We start from the raw sequence: 18,386 nt of genomic DNA on the forward strand, positions 1-18,386 counted from the left end.
AGCAGGCCTGCGGCGTTCCTATCGTTGCGACTTAGATCCTTCATTATCGTCACTCTGCCGGCTGCGGCGCGCAGGAGGCATCGTGTGCGGTCGCGCTGACGGAGCGGCGCATTCGGGAGAACCAGGGATAAAGCGCCGGGAGCACCAGCAAAGTGAGCACCGTCGCGCTTATCAGGCCACCGATGACGACGGTCGCTAACGGACGCTGCACTTCAGCGCCGGAATTCGTCGAAAGTGCCATCGGCAGGAAGCCGAGGCTGGCCACGGTCGCCGTCATCAACACCGGGCGGAGCCGCGTCATTGCAGCTTGCCAAGCCGCGACTGTAGCAGTGAGCCCTTCCTTGCGACGTTCCTCCATGTAGCTCACCATCACCACGCCATTCAGAATGGCGATGCCGAACAGGGCGATGAAGCCGACCGCGGCCGAAATGCTGAACGGCATGCCGCGCAGCGCGAGCGCGAAAATTCCGCCCACCGCCGCAAACGGCACGTTGAAAAAGATCAGCGTCGCAAGCCGAGCGCTGCCGAACATCAGATAGAGCAACAGGAAGATGACGGCGAGCGCCACGGGTACCACGACGGACAGCCGTTCCATGCCTTGCTGCAGATCCTGGAAGCTGCCGCCCCAGGAGATCGTGTAGCCCGGCGGCAGGCGGACCCGAGCCGCGACCGCCTGCTGCGCGTCGACCACGAAGTTGGCGAGCGGCCGCGCGCGCACATTGGCCTGCACCTTGACAACGCGCCTGCCTTCCTCGCGCTCGATCTGGGCCGGGCCTGGCTCCCAGCGGATGTCGGCCAGATCGCCGAGCGCCACAGAGACGCCGGCGCCGTTGTTCACGCGCAGCGCCCGGATATGGTCGATGCTGTCGCGGTCCTGCGGGGCGAGCCGGACGCGGATATTGTACCGCTCGTCGCCATCCTTCATGGTGCCGACGGTGCGTCCGCCCAGCGCTTCGACGAGGTCGAGCACCTGGGTCGCATTGAAGCCGCGGCGCGCGATCTCGCCACGATCGACAATGACGCGGAGATACGGCTGACCAACCGTCTGCTTTGCCTGCACGTCGGCCGCTCCGGGAACGGCCGAGACCACGCGCGCAACCTGGTCGGCGAGATCGCGGAGGGTTGCCGTGTCGGTCCCGCGGATGACGATCGCGAGGTCGGCCATCACGCCCTGCAAGAGATCGTCCATGCGCATCTCGATCGGTTGCGCCCAGCTTTGCGTAATGCCGGGCACGCTCTGATCCAGCGCCTGCTTGTACGCTTCGATCAGTCCGGCCTCGGTCTGCGCGGTGCGCCATTGCGATTTCGGCTTGAGAATGATGAAGGTGTCGCTTTGCTCGACCCCCATCGGGTCTGTCGGAATCTCGGAACTGCCACCGAGCGTGGTGACGGTCTCGACCTCTGGGAATGTCTTGAGCGTCTTCTCCACCATGGTCTGGGTGGCGATCGCGGATTCGAGCGAGATGCCGGGCAGTTTGGTGGTGGTGACAGTGAGCGCGCCTTCCTCCAGGCGCGGCAGGAACTCAGCGCCGAGACGGGAGCCGATCGCCAGGGCGCTGCCCAGCATCACGATCGCCACAAGGATGGTGATTGCGGGATGGCGCATCGTCCTCGCCAGCACCGGCGCGTAACCGCTCCTGGCCACACCGATGATACGGCTGTCCCGCTCGGCGACCGGCCTGTGCAGGAAGAAGGAAGCGAGCACCGGCATCAGCGTGAGCGTCAGCGCCAGCGAGGCGGCCAGCGCGAACATCACGGTGAGCGCCATCGGGCGGAACATCTTGCCCTCGACACCCTGCAGGCTGAGGATCGGCAGATAGATCAAGGTGATGACCGCAACCGCAAAGGCCACGGGGCGCGCCACGTCGTGCGCGGCTTCGCGCACCACCTGCTCGGCCGGGAGAGATGGCGCCTCCGCGCGCCGCCGCACGATGTTCTCGATCATCACCACCGCGCCGTCGACCAGCAGACCGAAATCGATGGCGCCGAGGCTCATCAGGTTGCCCGACAGGCCGGTGAAATACATGGCCGTGACGGCGGCCAGCATCGAGAGCGGGATGGCCAGCGCCACGATGACTGCGGCGCGGAAATTGCCCAGCAACGCGAGCAGCACAATGATGACCAGGAAGGCGCCCTCAGTCAGGTTGTGCGCGACCGTCTGTAGCACCCGATCGATCAGGTCGGCGCGATCGTAATAGGGAACGATGCTCACACCAGGCGGCAGGGTCTTGTTGATCTGTTGCACGGCGGTGGCCAACCGCTCGGCCACCACGCGCGTGTTCTCGCCCAACGTCATCAATGCGACGCCAACCACCGCCTGGCCGTCGCCTTGGCTGGTCACCGCGCCGAGCCGCGGCATCGGCGCCTCGACGACTTCTGCGACGTCCTTGACGTAAAGCGGCGCCCCGCCGGCTGCGGTGCGCAGCACGATGTTGCCGATGTCGCCGATCGATTGCAGCAAGCCTTCGCCGCGGACGACCGCCTGCTCACCATTGCGGGCGAGCGTCGCGCCGCCGATGGCGCGGTTGTTCTGCGCCACCGCGTTGTAGATGTCCTCGATCGACAGACCAAAATGCGTTAGCGCGTTCTCGGAAACCCGAACCTCGTAGGTCTTGAGTTCGCCGCCGTTGACGTTGACCTCGGTGATGCCGGGGACCAGCTTGAGCTGCGGCGCGACCTGCCAATCCAGGATCGAGCGCAACTGCATGAGCGAGTAGTTCTTGCCTTCGACCCTGAACTGGTAAATTTCGGAGAGGCCGTCGGACAGCGGCCCGAGCCTCGGCGTTCCCGCCTCTGCGGGCAGCGTTGCCTGGCTCAGCCGCTGCGCAACCAGCGTGCGGTCGGTCAGGATGTCGCCGCCATCGGCGAATTTCACATAGATGACGGACAGCCCGTAGCGCGAGATCGAGCGGTAGCTCGTCATCCCCGGCAGACCCTGCAAGGCGAGCTCGATCGGCAAGGTGATCGAACGCTCGACATCCGGAGGCGCCAACCCCGGTGCCTGCGTCGTCACCAGCACCTGCAGCGGCGAGATATCCGGGTCGGCGTCGAACGGCAGGCGTTGCATGCTCAAGAGGCCGGCGGCGACGAGAGCTACGACCAGCATCAGGACGAGCATGCGGTTGCCGAGGGCGGCATCGACGATCTTGTTGATCACGGTAATGTCTCCCTACCCCTGGTCCGGAATGGTGGACTGCATCAGAGCCGCCTTCAGCCAATAACTGCCCTCGCCGACGACTGCGGTACCGGCCGCAAGCCCGCTCGTGATCTGGGTTTTTCCGTTTGCGACCGGACCGGTACGAACCACACGCCAGGCGAACTGGCGATCTCCTGTTGGAATGAACACGACGCTCTGCCCGTTGACTTCCTGCAGGCTTTCGCTCGGCACCAGGACAGCGTCGCCGCCCTGCGGCGAGAGGATGGTGACGTTGGCGAACATATTGACGCGCAGCGCGCCGTCCGGGTTAGGGATCGCGCAGCGCACCTTGGCCATCCCCGTCGTCGTCTCGATCTGGTCGGGGATATAGGTGACACGGCCGGTAAAGGCGCGACCTGGAAAGGCGCTTACTCTCACCTCGACTGCATCGCCCACCTTGACTGCGCCGAGATCTTTCTCGGCGACGTCGGCCTGGACCCAAACCGTCGAGAGGTCCGACACGGTCAGTATCGGCGTTGCCGGATCGGTGATCTCGCCTTTCGCAACAGAAACCGAATCAACCACGCCGGCGAATGGCGCGACGATGGCGCCCCGCGAGCCGGCCGTCGACTGATCGCCGGAGACGCTTGCGCCTGTGGTGTCGGCCCGCATCGGCAAGAGCCGCGCCTCTTCCTCCCTGTACTGCTGCAACTCGGCTTGCCTGGTACGGAGATCGGCTTCCATGGTGGCGACGGTGGCGCGCCGCGCCTCGACCTCGGCCTGCGTCACGAGGTCGGTGCGAATGAGGTTTGTCGCGCGGTCGTAGGCGGCATTTGCCGCTCTGAGTTGCGCCTGTGCCTGACCGAGCGCCGCCTCGGCACTCAGAGCTCTGCTATGCGCGGCACTGAGGTCGAAATTATCGAGGACCGCCAACCGTTGACCTGCGACGACCCGATCGCCGGGGTTTACATCGAGCGATTCGATCCGGCCGCGTGCCACGGGCCTGATGCGCGCAACATGGAGCTGATCGTAGCCGACGCTGCCCGTCGCCAACACGGCATGAACCAGCGGACCGGACTTCGCCTCCTCGACCTGCAATTGCAGGTTCGCAAGCTTCGGCTCGGAGAGAGTAATCGTGGCTGGCAGTTCCGGATCGGCGGCAGCTGCCGCCGGGATGCTCACGGGCGCCACGATCGAGGCGGACGGCAACGAGCGGCCCGCCGCAAATCCCGCGGCTAAAGCGATAGCGACCGTCGCGACACCGAGAAGCAGACGGAGCCTCACAAGCGGCAATGTCCGACGAAGAGGCGATGGGCCATGACGAGACTCCGCCCCATCAATCGCGATAACGTGGGCTGCTTGTAACAGGCGTGCATGCATCATTTTCCCGCTCCGACGAAAACGTTGGTCGCATCGCTAGCGGGCTTTTCTGACACAGGCCTGAAGTCCATTTGCAATGACGTTCAGGCTGGCTTCAGCTTTCTCCAAACGCGCCTCTGCGGTGACGCCGTGCTGCCCGACTGCGCTCCCAGCAACTGGTGGGATCGAACCAAGTCGGCCACAGCAATTCACGACAGGCTCGCGTCGAGTTGAGCCGCCGCTATGCCGATGCTTATCGCAATGCTCCAGAACAGTCGCCATCTGCGGATTTGTGCTGGGCGCTAAATCTTGAATGGAGAATGAGATGTTGCGAAAGGCAATGATCGCGTTGGCTGTTGCGGCCGTTGGCCTGGCCGCGCCGACCATGGCGCTGGCACGTGGCGGAGGCGGCGGCGGTGGCCATGGCGGCGGTGGCGGCTTTGGCGGTGGTGGCTTCCACGGCGGTGGCCTTGCTGGCGGAGGCTTCCACAGCGGCGGATTTAACGGCGGCTTCCATGGCTTTGGCCCTGGCCCCGCCGTCGTCCACAATGGTGACGGCTTCCGCGGTTTTGGCCCCGGCCCTGTCGTTCGGGGAGGTCACGATCACGACTTCGGTCACCACCGCTATGGGCAGGGCTATGGGTTCTATCCCTACGGCTACTATGGTGACTATGCCTACTACGACTATCCCTACAGCTACGACGATTCGTATTACGACAACGGCAGCTGCTACGTCGTAAACCGGCGCGTGCACACCGCGCACGGCTGGCGCATACGACCGAGCCACGTGTGCAGCTGATCACTCGCTGGTGTTAACTTCTGCGCATCCATTGAACATCCACGATCGTTGGCCTCAGCGCTTTCCCGCGCTGAGGCGCTTCATGCACCTCTGAGATCGAGCCTCGTTCTGGAGCCGACCTCTTGCCCGCGCGCGGAAATGGTGTTTGGCAAAATGGATGCGCAGTACGCTGCAAGGTCATGCGTTACGTCGGCACAGATCCTTTACGTCGATCCAGCCGCGTCTTGCTCGTTGATCGGCTTACCCACAGCAGCTGAAGGGAAGACCTGCATCGGGATCGGTCGGACAGGCTACACAGAATACCTTTTTCAGAGGCGGCCTGATCGAGCATCCGGTTCGACTGACAGTAATCGGCGGCGGAAGTCACCGCCGCCGATTATCCGTTGAACGGTGGAATAACAATCCCGTGAACAACGCCGTATGCTCTTATATGGGCTTGAACGGCTACATTTGCTGGATCGGTCTTGGCAGCCTGCGCCATAGTCGCGAAGACAGTGACAACCACGGCCAACATTCCGAACCAGCTCAAAACAGTGCTCCTCATGATAGTTGCTCCTTTCCTTGCCGAGAATGTTTCACGGCAGGGTTCGTTAACGGGCTTTCCTGACGCCGGCCTGAAGCCTACTCTCGGAGGCGTTCAGGTTGGCTTCAGCTTTTTCCTGCACCTACGCTTGATGACGACGGGTGGACCCATGCGAGTCTTGTTGGTGGAAGACGAACCGCATCTCGGATCAGCCGTGCAGGAGCATGTTCGAGCGGCGGGACATGCCGTCGACTGGTTCGAGCGGCTGGAGCCGGCGGAGCACGCGGTGCGCACGGTCTCCTATGACGCGCTGCTGCTTGATCTGCACCTGCCCGATGGGCGCGGCCTGGATTTCCTGCGCAAACTTCGTCGCCGTGGTGACGCGCTGCCAGTCGTCATCCTCACCGCGCGCGACCTTGTCAGTGACCGCATCGAGGGGTTGAAAGCGGGCGCCGACGATTACATCGTCAAGCCGTTCGACCTCGACGAAGTGAATGCACGTTTGGAGGCCGTCAGCCGCCGATATTTCGGAAAAGCGGCGTCGATCCTTCAGATCGGCCCGGTTGAATTGGAGTGGGAACTCAAAATCGCGCGACTGGATGGGCGGCCCGTCGAACTCAGTGCGCGGGAATGGGCCGTGGTCGAGGTGCTCGGACGGCGGCGACAGTCAATCGTATCGAAAGAGCAGATCGAGGATGCGCTCTATGCCTTTGGCGAAGAGATCGAGAGCAACACCATCGAGGTCTATGTCAGCCGCGTCCGCCGCAAGCTCGGGCGAGATTTCATCCGCACGGTGCGCGGTCTCGGCTACCGCCTGGGAGAGTGAAACGTGGCGCACGGAAGCCTTGTTTCGCGGCTGATCTGGCTGTTGGCATCCTCGATGGCGGCCCTGTGGATCCTCGGCAGCGTGGCCGCAGGCACGCTCACGGTGTTTGAGATCAACGAAAGACTAGACGATGCGATCGAGGAGGTCGCGCAGCGGCTCTTGCCGGCGACCTACGAGGCCGTGCGACAGCCGGAGGCCATGCAGCGAATGGCGAAGCAGTTGGTCGCCACGATGGATCCACGGGCCCTGGCCTATCAGATCGTCGGACCGACAGGCGAAATCGCGATGCGCTCGGAGAATGCGCCTGAGACACCGTTTCCGGTGCCGCGCCAGGCCGGATTCCACGACACGCCGCAGTATCGCGTCTATGCACAACCCGCCGCCGCCGATGGCTATTTCATCGAGGTTGCCGAGCCCAGGGCACACCGTGCCGAGTCGCTGTGGCGGGCAACTGCATTGACCGGCGGGCCGCTGCTGCTGTTCCTGCCGTTGTTGTGGTTCCTGATCCGCTGGGCGGTCCTTCGGAGCATGCGATCGTTGGATCAGCTGCGGAGCGAGATCAGCCGTCGCGACGGCTCAAATCTGTCGCAAATCTCCGACATGGGGCTACCGACCGAGCTCGCGCCGATTCAGGCAGCAGTCAACCGGCTCCTTGAACGGCTGGAGCGCGCGTTGGCGACTGAACGCCAGTTCGCGGCGAACAGCGCCCACGAGTTGCGGACGCCGATTGCCGCCGTGCTGGCGCAGATGCAGTTGCTGTCGGCCCAGCTCGCCGGAACTCCGCACGCCGAACGCTCGGCCCGAATCGTCGTCCAGATCAAGGGGCTCAGCAGCCTTGCCGAGAAGTTGCTGCAACTGTCGCGCAGCGGCGCGGGCGTTGGGATGCTGCGGGAACGCGTCGACGTCATGACGGTCGTGCAGATCCTCGTCGACGAGTTTCGCCGGCACGAAGACGTCGGGGACAGGTTGGTGGTCACCGCGGAAGGTCCGGACGAGTTCATCGTGCAGGGCGAACTGGACATCATCGGCATCACGCTTCGCAACCTCATCGAGAATGCGGTTCGTTACGGTGCCCCCGATGAGCCAATCGAGCTCGTCGTTGGCCACGACCGGCAGATTCGCCTGCTGAACGGCGGCGCCGTCATTCCATCGGATATCCTCGATACCCTGAAGAATCCCTTCGTTCGTGGATGCTCGGTCGGCGCCGGAGGTGGTCTTGGGCTCGCTATCGTCGATGGCGTCATGAAGCAGATCGGCGGCAGCCTGACGCTTATTTCCCCCGTCATGGGGCGCGGCGGCGGCTTCGAGGCTCGCCTCATTTTCCCTGAACCACAGTGAAGTCCCTGCGATGGACAGGCTGTCCCGAGGTATCGCCTGCATGAACTGCCGATTGTATTTGAGCATCGGCGTCTGGCCGCCATGGAGCACGGGCGATTTTGCCCAGTTGAGACCGAGGCGACGGCGAGGTTGCCGTGTTTGGCAGCCTGTTCCTTCGCCACGGATCGTCGGTCACATACAGGCCGGGATTGCCGATCGAGCCGCGCCCAACCTACCGACAACGCCTGGAGACAAACGGGTATCAGGCGCGTGGAGACCGAATAATGGCCAGTTCCGCCGAATCGACCTTTCCAACCCTCCCACATCTGCTCGTCAATATTTCGCCGCCTGAGATCACGAAGCGCCGCTCCACGACCTGGTCGGGATTTCGCGGAGAGACGGTCCAGATCACGCGGCACACGCAGTTTGAATACGGATTCCGGGCTCCATGGCACCTGCTCATTGCGGCAGAAGTCGCCGAGCGCTACGACGGGGAGTCCTTTGTCGAAGGCCTGCCGCGTTCGACCTTGCGCGATTTCACGCACAAGCTGACTTTCGTTCCTGCCGGGCACGACTTCCGCGGATGGCAGAGACCGCGCGCATTAACGCACACAACCTACTTCTACATTGATCCGAGCGGACCGCTCGCCGATCCCGCGCTGCGGTTTGAGGAGATCGAATTCAAGCCGCGCCTGTTCTTTTACGATCGCGATCTCTGGCAAACCGCTCTTAAACTCAAGTCAGTAATCGAGAACGCGAGCACGACGCATCGGCAATACGCCGAAGCTCTCGGCATCGTGCTGACGCATGAGCTCGTTCGCTTCAACGGTGACACGGAACCGCACCAGCCGGTCAGTCGTGGCGGCCTTGCGTTCTGGCAACAGAAGCGGGTAGCAGCTTATGTCGAGGAGCATGTGGCCGACGATATTCCGCTCGCGACGCTGGCCGAGCTGGCGCGGCTTAGTCCATATCATTTCTCCCGCTCGTTCAAACGTTCGTTCGGCCTGCCGCCGCACCGATATCACGCGACCCGCCGAATCGAGCGGGCCAAGCAGCTATTGGCGAATCGCGAACGGTCGGTCACGGCGATTGCACTTGAGGTCGGCTTCAGCGATACCAGCACATTCACCAGCGCGTTTCACAAGCTGACCGGCGAAACTCCGAGCTATTACCGTCGCCGTCTCGATTAAGGCGATCGGGGTTGCGGACGCCGTGTGATACGACGCACCGACTGGGTCGTCTCGGCGCGACGCGGCTCGCAAACGCATCATCGAAGGACACCGCGATTTGCCTGCTGCCGATCGGCAGCAGGCGCGATTTCCTCTGATCTTCGTAACGTGCGTTTCGAAGCGAGACTCATTCGGCAGGCATCCGGGCGGCACCGGGCGACGGCGTCCGCTGCTGGACGAGCCGGGCGAGGCAGGTGTGCACAATGGCAGCAACGATGGCGCCGACGATCGGGGCTGTCAGGTACAGCCAGGCGTCGTTGAAATTGCCGGTCGCGACCATTGGGCCAAGCGCCCGCGCCGGGTTGAAGGCCGCGCCTGTGAGCGCACCACCCATGATGATGTTGAGGGTCAGGGTCATACCGATCGCCAAGGGCGCGAGGGCGCCGGCGCGGCCCGCCACCGCGGTACTGAGCACGACAGTGACCAGGAAGAAGGCGAGGGTGGCCTCGATCACGAAGCCGGCCCAAGCCGTGACCGTGAGGGTCGTGGCACCCAAAGCGACATTGTGCGCGAGCGCGGGCGTACCAAGGCCGGTCTCGGCACCGCCCAATACGGCCCGCAACAGGAGCGCGCCAGCGATCCCGCCAATGAGCTGACTGACAATATAGCCAGCCGCCTCGCCGACACGCATGGCGCCGGCGGCGAGCACTCCCACGGTAACCGAGGGGTTGAAATGGCCGCCCGACACGGGACCGTAGGCGAAGGCGAAGACCATGACGGTCAAACCGTGCGCAAAGGCAATCGCGGCGAGACCGGGCAGGCCGACACCATCGCCGACCACGGCTCCGGCGCCTGCGCCGATGAATATTAGCGCGAAAGTGCCGATGAACTCCGCAAGGAGTTTTGGTGCAATCCGGTTGGACATCGTTGACTCCAGAGTGAGGTTAACCGCCCGGCGCGATCAGGTTCGCGCCGGGAAAGAACCGTTGGTCTTGGGGATGGCCGACGGCGCAGGGAGCGCCGCCGGCAGGTGAAGCGAGCGACCTACTCCGCCGCGATGGTCTGCGGTTTGAAATCGATGCCCATCGCCTTCGCGACGCCGGCGCCGTATTCGGGATCGGCCCTGTAGCAGTGGGCGATCTGCCGCTTGACGATCTCGATCGGAACGCCTTGCATCGCCGCCTTGTAATTCTGGAAGAGCTGCTCCTTCTGGGCGGCGGTCATGAGCCGGAACAGGTCGCCGGGCTGACGATAGTCGTCGTTGCCGTCGCGGTGATTGTAGCGGTCGGCATCGCCGGAAATTTTCAGCGGCGGCTCGCGGAAACGCTCGTCCTCCACCGGGCCGTTGAACGAGTTTGGCTCGTAATAGGCGTCAGGATTCGGATTGCCTGCGAGCCGCATGGTGCCATCGACGTTGTAGGTGTGGACGGGACAACGCGGCCTGTTGACGGGAAGCTGATCCGCATTGACGCCGACGCGATAGCGGTGTGCGTCGGCATAGGAGAAAATGCGCGCCTGCAGCATCTTGTCTGGCGAATGGCCGATGCCAGGCACGATATTGGCGGGCGAAAGCGCGGCCTGTTCGACCTCGGCGAAATAGTTCTGCGGATTGCGGTTCAGCTCGAGGATGCCGACTTCGATCAGCGGGTAATCCTTGTGCGGCCAGACTTTGGTAAGATCGAACGGGTTGTACCAGTGCTTGTCGACATCGTTCTCCGGCATGATCTGGATAGAGAACTTCCACTTCGGGAAATCGCCCCTTTCGATCGATTCGAACAGGTCACGCTGATGGGTCTCGCGATCATAAGCGACCTTCTCGGCGGCTTCGGCGTTCGTCCAGTTCCTGATACCCTGCATGGTCTTGAAGTGGAATTTGACCCAATGGCGTTCGTTCCTGGCATTGATGAACGAGTAGGTATGCGAGCCGAAGCCGTCGATGTTGCGATAACTCTGCGGCAGGCCGCGATCCGACATGAGGATGGTCACTTGGTGCAGGCTCTCCGGTGACAGGGACCAGAAATCCCACATCGCGGTCGGCGAGCGCATATTGGTCCTCGGGTGCCGCTTCTGCGTGTGAATGAAGTCCGGGAACTTCAGCGCGTCGCGCAGGAAGAATATCGGCGTATTGTTGCCGACCATGTCCCAATTGCCTTCCTCGGTATAGAAGCGCAGCGCGAAGCCGCGCACGTCACGCTCTGCGTCCGCGGCACCGCGCTCGCCCGCAACCGTCGAGAAGCGCAGGAACGCTTCGGTTTTTGCGCCCTTCTGCAACACCTTTGCCTTGGTGTATCTTGAGATGTCGTGAGTGATGGTCAGCGTGCCATAGGCAGCCGAGCCCTTGGCGTGCTGGCCGCGTTCGGGAATTCGCTCACGGTTTTGGTGGGCAAGTTTCTCGAATAGAACGAAGTCCTGCATCATCAACGGACCGCGTGGCCCCGCCGTGATGCTATTCTGGTTGTCGGAAACTGGCATGCCGCTGTCGGTGGTGAGTGTAGGGCGTTTGGCCACGGATTGCTCCTGTATCGCGAGACATTGACATCCCCGGCAGCGCTGCCGCTCTTCGCGGCAACGGCTCTTGCGTTCGCAACGCCGGTTGTTGACGGAGTTGCGTTTGCGAGAAGCCGGGTGCGGCGGAGATGTATGGGCCTGCTTGGCGGACACTTAGGGTCTATTGCTGCAATTGTAGCGATCTTGCGCCAATCTTCGGAAGCCGGAGGCGGCGTCAAAACTGGAAGGACGAATCCCGGGCGATCACGTCATAGTGGCTCGCGAGAGGGGGGCTGCTACCTCAGATTTGATAGCATCACATAGCGCGCCCTATCGCGCTTTTCGAAAAATTTTATGAGGCGTGGGTCGCGCAGAGTTGAGCGACGGGACTCGCTTAGGTCAGTGGCGATTCCGTAAGACGAGCGTCACCTGCAAGAGGTTTCGTGGTTATGGAATGTCTTGCTAATTTTACTACGGCTTAGTTCGAGATTGATCGCACGCGCTGCATTTCGTTCAAGCCGTCTCTGGTGCGAGACTGCAGCGGTAACTGCATCGAACGCCCCGACTAGCCTTGTTAGGGAGCTGCGCCCCTTCGACGTTTCCGAAGGCGCAATCGCCGGCGGGCGGAAAGTTCGCCGGCGATGCATCGCCACCGGCACAGTGCCGCCATTCAACGGGATCTAGCGCCCTTGCTAACGTTGCCGGTGCGGCTTGCCGGGGATGAAGTGTGCGTTGTGCGCAAGAATTGCATGAGCGCCTTCAGTGCGGGGCGCGGTTGGCGGCTTGCCGGGTAGTACAGAAAGAAGCCATCGATTGGCGTGTCGGCCCAGTCGTCCAGGACCCTCTCGAGACGTCCCTCGGCCAGATCATTGGCCACATACGGAAGCGGTACCTGGAAGATTGCCGCTCCGTCCCTTACGGCAGCCTTGGCCACCTCCATTCCTTGGGCGATCAAACGCCCTTGCACCTGCACCTCGGTCCTCTTCTGCTTGATCCGAAAGCTCCAGGGAAAGAGAGTGCCGTTCGATAGACGAAAGCGGATGCATTCGTGCGACGCGAGATCCTGCGGACCTCGGGGCCTGCCGCTTGCCGCGAAGTAGGAGGGAGCCCCCACCACGACCATTGGCATTCGTTCGCTGATCCGCACGGCGATCATGTCGCGCGCGAGGCGCACTCCGGGCCGGATGCCGGCGTCGAAGCGGCCGGCCACAATATCGGTCAGGCCGCTATCTTCCACGATCTCGACCGAAATCTCGGGATAGCGCGCAAGAAATCGCGGGAGCGCCGGTGCCATGACCAGGTCGGCGGCGGGCGGCGCAACGTTGAGCCGCAGTGCTCCGGCCGGCCTGCCGCCGAGCTCTTTGATAGAGTCCAATGCCGCCTCGTAGTCTGCGAGCACAATGCGTAGTCGTTCGGAGAGGCGCTCGCCCGCCGCGGTCGGCGCCACCGACCGCGTCGTGCGCTCGATGAGCCTGACTCCCAGCATGTCCTCCATCCGCCGCACAATGTCGCTAACCCGCGCAGGAGAAAGGCCGTGTCGTTTGGCCGCTTTGGTAAAGCTCTTCTGCTCGAGCACCGTAAGAAATACGCCGCTTTCAGCAAATCCCGGGACGCCCATAACCGCACCTATTTTTCAGTTTTACTGTAAAGTTCATTCGGATTATTCCATCTTATCGCGAGGGTATCTTTTGGTCCATGTAGGCGGCTGACAAAGGAAGCCGCCGCGTGAACAAAGTCCTACTTATCCGGTCCAGCATATTCGGCCGAGACTCGAAATCCATTCGTCTGGCCAACGAATTCCTGTCACGCTATCCGCACGCCTCATTGGTCGAACGGGTTCTTTCCCCCACAACAATGCCTCACTTGATGGCCGAGACCTATGTCGCGATGGGCAAGCCCGATTCCGAACTAACAGGCGAGGAAAGGGCCCATGTCGCCCTTTCAGACGCGCTTGTCGCCGAGGTGAAGGCCGCCGACACGATTGTGCTGGCCGTGCCCATGTACAATTTATCGATCCCGTCGACGCTGAAAGCGTGGATTGATCACGTCGCCCGGCTGGGCAAGACTTTCATCTACACGGCGGCCGGACCGCAGGGCCTGCTCAGTGGCAAGAAGGTTTTCGTGCTCACGGCGCGAGGGGGCGTCTACAGCGATGGTCCGGCCCAGCCGCTCGATTTTCAGACGCCGTATTTGCGTGGCGTCCTGGGTTTCCTAGGAATCATGGATGTCACCTTCATTCATTTTGAAGGTGCGAACATCAGCGCGGAAGCCGCGGCCACCGGTTTCAGCAAAGCCCAACGTACGATTGATGAGGTGCTCAGCCGGGCCGCGGTCGAACGACAGCCTGACCATCCCGCGATTGCCTCGGCGAGAACTGACCACGTTCTGCCGCCTCTGGTTCTTGCACAGGCTGCGAACCAAGCAGGTCTCCGACCGTCCACACACGTCGATCTGCCTCGCGACCTTGGTTGCGCGGGCGACAACAGCGCCGCCCCCTGGCGTCGTCCGGGTACTGAAACCCGCGTCCACAGCAATGGGAGATTGCCATGAATGAGATCCTCACGAAGGCCCGCCTGACCGTTGACGAGCTTCTGGAACGCCGCCACGGACTGCAGACCTATGAGGAACGGGTTCAGCATGCGCTCGACCTGGTCCACATGCATTTTGAAGCGGAAAACCCGGAGCGGATCGACGAGTGCATCCGCCTGTATACCGGAGATGCGGAATGGGAAGCGCCAGCGCGTCGCATCTCCTACAAGGGACCGCAGAAGATAAAGGAGATGTACCTCAGGCTTTTCGCATCGGCGCACGAGTTCTCCTTTACTCCGATCGAACGATGGGCGACGCCCGATCGCGTCCTTGACGACAGCGTGTTCACATTTCAGTTGGCCGGGGACGGCTTCGAGAACGCCCCCCTTCCGATCGGTACTCGCGTGCGTATGCGGCTGATCCACAATTTCCACATCCGCGACGGGATGATCGCCAAGGAGATTGGCTACGAAATCTGGAGCAAGGATCACTGAGCCTTGTCTACCGTCTTAAGTGAAATCGACCTGTTCCGGAGCTGGAATTGGCCGGGTGATGCTGGTCCGAGCGATGACGCTTTATGGAGCGCCTCCCGCCTGGAAGGGCTCAGCCAATTCCTGCGAAGCGGAGAATGTGAAGTGAGCGGTCGAGTCTCGTCCGCAGTTCATGAGGTTCACTATGACTTTTGCTGTGATCTGCATCGATCGGCCGGACACTGCGGAGCTCCGCGACCGGACGCGTCTTGCGCACCTCGAGTACATCAATCCGTACCGTGCGAAGATGAAGATTGGTGGTGCGCTTCTGGACGAGGCGGGCGAACGAAGGGTTGGTATGGTGTTCGCCATCGACTTCCCGACGCGCGAAGCCGTCGAGGCCTTCATGCGAGACGAGCCGTACACAAAGGCCGGCATCTTCGAGTCCGTAATGATACGGCGAATTCATGTCGTCTATCCGGAGGCGGATCCATCCTATTTCGATGACTTGCTCGCGAATGAGCGGCAGGCGGCCGGCAAGGGGTAGAGCAGCGATGACCCAGGCCGTTCGAAATGCGCGGGCTCGCCGCGTGCTGCTGACTGACCATCCATGGCCGGACCTCGAGCTGGAGCGTTCAGTCTTTAGAAACGCCGGACTTGATCTCGTCGCTGGCCCCGTCGAGGCGAGCTCAGCATCGCAGGTGGAAGCTCTCGCGCGTGAATGTGACCCTGCCGCCATCATGACCTGCTGGGCGACTATCTCGGAGGCGGCGGTGGCGGCCGCAACGGATCTTAAGATCGTCGCGCGGCTTGGGGTCGGGCTCGACAATATCGCTGTGAGCGCCGCGACGGCGCGCGGCGCATGGGTGACCAATGTTCCGGACTATTGCGTTGAGGAGGTGTCGACGCACGCCGTCGCGCTCTTGCTCGCGCACTTCCGAGGCATCGTGGCACTCGACCGGGAAGCCAAGCTCCTCGGCTGGCGCCCCGATTCAGCCAGCCTTCGTCGAGTTAGCCAACTAACGGTCGGCGTGCTCGGCTTCGGGCGGATTGGGCGAGCCACGGCGCGGCGACTGGCCGACCTCGGCTGTCGTGTCCTGGTCTTCGATCGCGCGCCGGCTGTTGATTTCCCGGGTGCCGAGCCGGCCGGCCTGGAGGTTATCCAAGAACAGGCAGACGCCGTCGTGCTGCATCTTCCGCTAACCGATGAAACCCGGAAGATTGTCGACGACGCCTTCATCCGCGGCTGCCGGCGCAAGCCGCTTCTGGTGAACGTGAGCCGAAGCGGCCTGATCGACCATGCCGCCCTGCTGCGCGGCCTCGACGCAGGCCTGCTTGGAGGCGCAGCCCTCGATGTCGTCGATGGCGAGCCTGCGCCGTCTGCCGAAATCCTCACAAGGCCTGACATCATCGTGACACCCCACGTCGCATTCCTCTCCGATGCATCGCTCATCGAATTAAGACGACGCGCTTGCGAGGAGGTGGTTCGGGTCTTGCGCGGTGAGCTGCCTCACCACGGGTGCAACGCGCCCCTTTCCGGTGACCCGCGTGATCCTCGTTTCGACGGCGGCGTCGCCAGCGAATTGCGCGCGGCCGAGGCCCCCGAAGGGTCCGTCGTGATCAAGCGTGCCCTTGGAAAGCTGCGCGTTGCAGCCGAGTGGTTCTCCGATCCGGCGCGTTCGTTGGTAGAGGCGGCGGCGCTCAAGGCGATCGGGGAGCTTATTGGCGCCCCCCACGTCCCTCGTGTCCTGTGGACGGATCCGGAGCGCCACGAATTTGCCATGGAGCTTATCCCTTCGCGCCTGAGAAACTGGAAGCGTGACCTGATGGATGGGACGATCGACCTCGAGACCGCGTCAACCGTCGGCCGCTTGCTTGGGCGCATGCATGCAGCATCATCCGGACGACGTGATCTCGAGCAGCGGTTCGCAGAAAAACGCTTCTTTCGGGAACTGCGGATCGTACCCTATTTGCAGAGCATAGCCGAGCGAAATCCCGATCTGGCCTCGGCCATTGATCAGGCTGCGGCGGTCTTGCTAGCCCGGCACGAGGCGCTCGTTCACGGCGACTTCAGTCCGAAGAACATTCTGGCGAGAGGGACGGAGGTGGTATTCCTCGATTGCGAGGTTGCGCACTGGGGTGATCCGCGGTTCGACCTCGCATTCATCCTGCACCATCTTCTTCTGAAGGCGGACCGAAAAGGCGCGCCGCGTGCCGCCCTGATCGAGGCCGCCGGTCGTGTCCTCGAGGGCTATGCCTCGACAGGGCCCGCAGTCATCGACGCAGACCTTGCTCGGCTTGTCGGATGCTTGACCCTCGCCCGCCTCGAGGGGGATTCGCCCGTCGACTACCTCGCTGATCTCGACCTCAATCACGTCAAGCGCCGTGCGCGGCGGCTGATCCTGCGGCCCCCGGCGCTGCTGCCGGGCGCACGCACAACTCTGGAGGAATTGTCATGACTGTCCCATCCGCGATCGCCCGCATTCATGCGCGGCAGATTCTCGACTCACGCGGCCGCCCGACGGTGGAGGTCGATGTGGAGCTGCATGACGGCAGTCTCGGACGAGCATGCTCGCCCTCCGGCGCGTCGACGGGCCGCCATGAGGCGCACGAACTGCGAGACGGCGACCCGGACGATTTCGAGGGCCGCAGTGTCCATAAGGCGGTCGCCAACGTGATGGCTGATATCGCGGTCGGACTGATCGGACGGGACGCCCTGGATCAAGAACGCGTTGATCGGGATCTCCGAGAGGTCGACGGTTCCTCCGACTTGTCCCGTCTCGGCGCGAACGCCGTTCTGGCGACTTCGTTGGCAGCCTGTCGCGCCGCGGCCGTGCATAAGCGTCGTCCACTATACCGGCACATCGGAATGCTGGCGAGCGACAACGCCATAACGCTTCCCATGCCGATGACCAACATACTCAGCGGTGGGGCGCACGCGGGCCGGGGCATGGACATTCAGGATTTCCTTGCCGTGCCGGTGGGGGCGCAATCCTACTCCGACGCGCTGTCCATGCTTGCCAAGGTCAGGTCGACCGCCGCCGCGGTGCTCGCGGAGCGAGGCGGATCGGTGCTGCTCGCGGACGAAGGCGGGTTGAGCCCTGGCTTCGAAACTGCACGTGCCGCGCTCGACCTCATGATGGACGCCTTTGCACGCGCCGGATTCAGACCGGGAGAAGAGATCGCAATCGCGCTCGACGTCGCAGCCAGCGAGCTCTTCCTGGGCGGACGTTACAGCCTGCCTCGCGAGGGCCACCATTTCGACGGTCGCGAGATGGCCAGCTTTGTTCTCGATCTTGTCCGGAATTACCCGGTCGTCTCGGTCGAGGATCCGCTGGATCAGGATGACTGGGAGAACTGGCGACAATTCACCGGCGCGGCTTCAGACCTGCAGATTGTCGGGGACGATCTGTTCGTGACGAACCAGGAGCGGATCTCGCGCGGGGTGGAGCAGGGTGCCGGCAACGCCGTGCTGATCAAACTCAACCAGAACGGAACGCTCAGCGGCACGCTGGACGCTATGCGGCTCGCCCGTAGGGCCGGTTTTGCGACGGTTGTTTCTGCGCGCTCCGGCGAGACCGAGGACGCGTTCATAGCCGACCTTGCCGTAGGGACCGGCGCCGGACAAATCAAGATCGGTTCCGTGCGTAATTCCGAGCGCCTCTCCAAGTACAACCAACTGCTTCGTATCGAGGAGGATCCAGACGTCCTCTTCGCAAGCACGTCCGGCCTGCATGGGCGCGGTTTGAACCGCGCCGCCTAAGAGACACA

General features: G+C 62.8%; 14 protein-coding genes and 1 pseudogene. 9 read left to right on the forward strand and 6 right to left on the reverse strand.

Annotated features, from left to right (window positions below; translation table 11 throughout):
* Positions 1–49: 49 nt before the first annotated feature.
* Positions 50–3,157 (reverse strand): efflux RND transporter permease subunit, encoded by a 3,108-nt coding sequence (locus ACE10Z_RS15030; RefSeq protein WP_375788606.1) that lies wholly within the window; start codon positions 3,155–3,157, stop codon positions 50–52.
* A 12-nt stretch (positions 3,158–3,169) separates the two neighbouring features.
* Positions 3,170–4,519 carry an efflux RND transporter periplasmic adaptor subunit gene (locus ACE10Z_RS15035; RefSeq protein WP_375788607.1) on the reverse strand — a complete coding sequence of 450 codons (1,350 nt, stop codon included), beginning with the start codon at positions 4,517–4,519 and terminating at the stop codon, positions 3,170–3,172.
* A gap of 301 nt (positions 4,520–4,820) precedes the next feature.
* Here ACE10Z_RS15035 and ACE10Z_RS15040 point away from each other — a divergent pair, with 301 nt between their 5' ends.
* The 3 genes from ACE10Z_RS15040 (at position 4,821) to ACE10Z_RS15050 (ending at position 7,981) form a co-directional block, all read left to right on the forward strand.
* On the forward strand, positions 4,821–5,294 hold the full coding sequence (locus ACE10Z_RS15040; protein WP_375788608.1) for a hypothetical protein: 474 nt from the start codon (positions 4,821–4,823) through the stop codon (positions 5,292–5,294).
* A 692-nt stretch (positions 5,295–5,986) separates the two neighbouring features.
* Positions 5,987–6,643 (forward strand): response regulator, encoded by a 657-nt coding sequence (locus tag ACE10Z_RS15045; RefSeq protein WP_375789836.1) that lies wholly within the window; start codon positions 5,987–5,989, stop codon positions 6,641–6,643.
* Positions 6,644–6,646: 3 nt separating this feature from the next.
* Positions 6,647–7,981, forward strand: a complete 1,335-nt coding sequence (locus tag ACE10Z_RS15050; protein ID WP_375788609.1) for a sensor histidine kinase — start codon at positions 6,647–6,649, stop codon at positions 7,979–7,981.
* A gap of 6 nt (positions 7,982–7,987) precedes the next feature.
* On the opposite strand, the pseudogene ACE10Z_RS15055 reads toward ACE10Z_RS15050, so the two are convergent.
* A pseudogene (locus ACE10Z_RS15055) lies at positions 7,988–8,183 on the reverse strand (formaldehyde dehydrogenase, glutathione-independent); the annotation flags it as partial.
* A gap of 61 nt (positions 8,184–8,244) precedes the next feature.
* Between ACE10Z_RS15055 and ACE10Z_RS15060 the strand changes: the two are divergent.
* On the forward strand, positions 8,245–9,150 hold the full coding sequence (locus ACE10Z_RS15060) for a helix-turn-helix domain-containing protein (protein ID WP_375788610.1): 906 nt from the start codon (positions 8,245–8,247) through the stop codon (positions 9,148–9,150).
* 166 nt (positions 9,151–9,316) lie between these two features.
* On the opposite strand, the gene ACE10Z_RS15065 is transcribed toward ACE10Z_RS15060, so the two are convergent.
* The 3 genes from ACE10Z_RS15065 to ACE10Z_RS15075 all read right to left on the reverse strand — a co-directional run bounded on the left by ACE10Z_RS15065 (position 9,317) and on the right by ACE10Z_RS15075 (position 13,234).
* On the reverse strand, positions 9,317–10,054 hold the full coding sequence (locus ACE10Z_RS15065) for an MIP/aquaporin family protein (RefSeq protein WP_375788611.1): 738 nt from the start codon (positions 10,052–10,054) through the stop codon (positions 9,317–9,319).
* Between the two features lie 119 nt (positions 10,055–10,173).
* The gene (locus ACE10Z_RS15070) at positions 10,174–11,601 is read right to left on the reverse strand and encodes a catalase (RefSeq protein WP_375789837.1); all 1,428 of its coding nucleotides are present in this window, start codon (positions 11,599–11,601) and stop codon (positions 10,174–10,176) included.
* A gap of 685 nt (positions 11,602–12,286) precedes the next feature.
* Positions 12,287–13,234, reverse strand: a complete 948-nt coding sequence (locus ACE10Z_RS15075) for a LysR family transcriptional regulator (RefSeq protein WP_375788612.1) — start codon at positions 13,232–13,234, stop codon at positions 12,287–12,289.
* Between the two features lie 107 nt (positions 13,235–13,341).
* Here ACE10Z_RS15075 and ACE10Z_RS15080 point away from each other — a divergent pair, with 107 nt between their 5' ends.
* From ACE10Z_RS15080 to eno, 5 genes are all read left to right on the forward strand, one after another.
* Positions 13,342–14,166, forward strand: a complete 825-nt coding sequence (locus tag ACE10Z_RS15080) for an FMN-dependent NADH-azoreductase (protein WP_375788613.1) — start codon at positions 13,342–13,344, stop codon at positions 14,164–14,166.
* Complete coding sequence (locus ACE10Z_RS15085; protein ID WP_375788614.1) at positions 14,163–14,639, forward strand: nuclear transport factor 2 family protein; 477 nt, start codon at positions 14,163–14,165, stop codon at positions 14,637–14,639. The genes ACE10Z_RS15080 and ACE10Z_RS15085 overlap by 4 nt, the downstream gene beginning before the upstream one ends.
* Before the next feature lie 181 nt (positions 14,640–14,820).
* A complete protein-coding gene (locus ACE10Z_RS15090) occupies positions 14,821–15,162 on the forward strand; it encodes a YciI family protein (RefSeq protein WP_375788615.1) in 342 nt (113 codons plus the stop codon).
* Positions 15,163–15,169: 7 nt separating this feature from the next.
* Complete coding sequence (locus tag ACE10Z_RS15095) at positions 15,170–17,074, forward strand: NAD(P)-dependent oxidoreductase (RefSeq protein WP_375788616.1); 1,905 nt, start codon at positions 15,170–15,172, stop codon at positions 17,072–17,074.
* Positions 17,071–18,378: a phosphopyruvate hydratase gene (eno, locus tag ACE10Z_RS15100; RefSeq protein WP_375788617.1), complete on the forward strand. Its 1,308-nt coding sequence runs from the start codon at positions 17,071–17,073 to the stop codon at positions 18,376–18,378. The genes ACE10Z_RS15095 and eno overlap by 4 nt, the downstream gene beginning before the upstream one ends.
* The last annotated feature ends 8 nt before the right edge of the window (positions 18,379–18,386 follow it).

It is taken from the genome of Bradyrhizobium sp. Pha-3 (assembly GCF_042258615.1).
GTDB lineage: Bacteria > Pseudomonadota > Alphaproteobacteria > Rhizobiales > Xanthobacteraceae > Bradyrhizobium.

Excerpts from the sequence above, each read along its gene's own strand:
- ACE10Z_RS15035 (WP_375788607.1), bottom strand. The coding sequence starts at position 4,519 with ATGATGCATGCACGCCTGTTACAAGCAGCCCACGTTATCGCGATTGAT.
- ACE10Z_RS15040 (WP_375788608.1), top strand. The coding sequence starts at position 4,821 with ATGTTGCGAAAGGCAATGATCGCGTTGGCTGTTGCGGCCGTTGGCCTG.
- ACE10Z_RS15045 (WP_375789836.1), top strand. The coding sequence starts at position 5,987 with ATGCGAGTCTTGTTGGTGGAAGACGAACCGCATCTCGGATCAGCCGTG.
- ACE10Z_RS15060 (WP_375788610.1), top strand. The coding sequence starts at position 8,245 with ATGGCCAGTTCCGCCGAATCGACCTTTCCAACCCTCCCACATCTGCTC.
- ACE10Z_RS15065 (WP_375788611.1), bottom strand. The coding sequence starts at position 10,054 with ATGTCCAACCGGATTGCACCAAAACTCCTTGCGGAGTTCATCGGCACT.
- ACE10Z_RS15070 (WP_375789837.1), bottom strand. The coding sequence starts at position 11,601 with ATGCCAGTTTCCGACAACCAGAATAGCATCACGGCGGGGCCACGCGGT.
- ACE10Z_RS15075 (WP_375788612.1), bottom strand. The coding sequence starts at position 13,234 with ATGGGCGTCCCGGGATTTGCTGAAAGCGGCGTATTTCTTACGGTGCTC.
- ACE10Z_RS15085 (WP_375788614.1), top strand. The coding sequence starts at position 14,163 with ATGAATGAGATCCTCACGAAGGCCCGCCTGACCGTTGACGAGCTTCTG.
- ACE10Z_RS15090 (WP_375788615.1), top strand. The coding sequence starts at position 14,821 with ATGACTTTTGCTGTGATCTGCATCGATCGGCCGGACACTGCGGAGCTC.
- ACE10Z_RS15095 (WP_375788616.1), top strand. The coding sequence starts at position 15,170 with ATGACCCAGGCCGTTCGAAATGCGCGGGCTCGCCGCGTGCTGCTGACT.
- eno (WP_375788617.1), top strand. The coding sequence starts at position 17,071 with ATGACTGTCCCATCCGCGATCGCCCGCATTCATGCGCGGCAGATTCTC.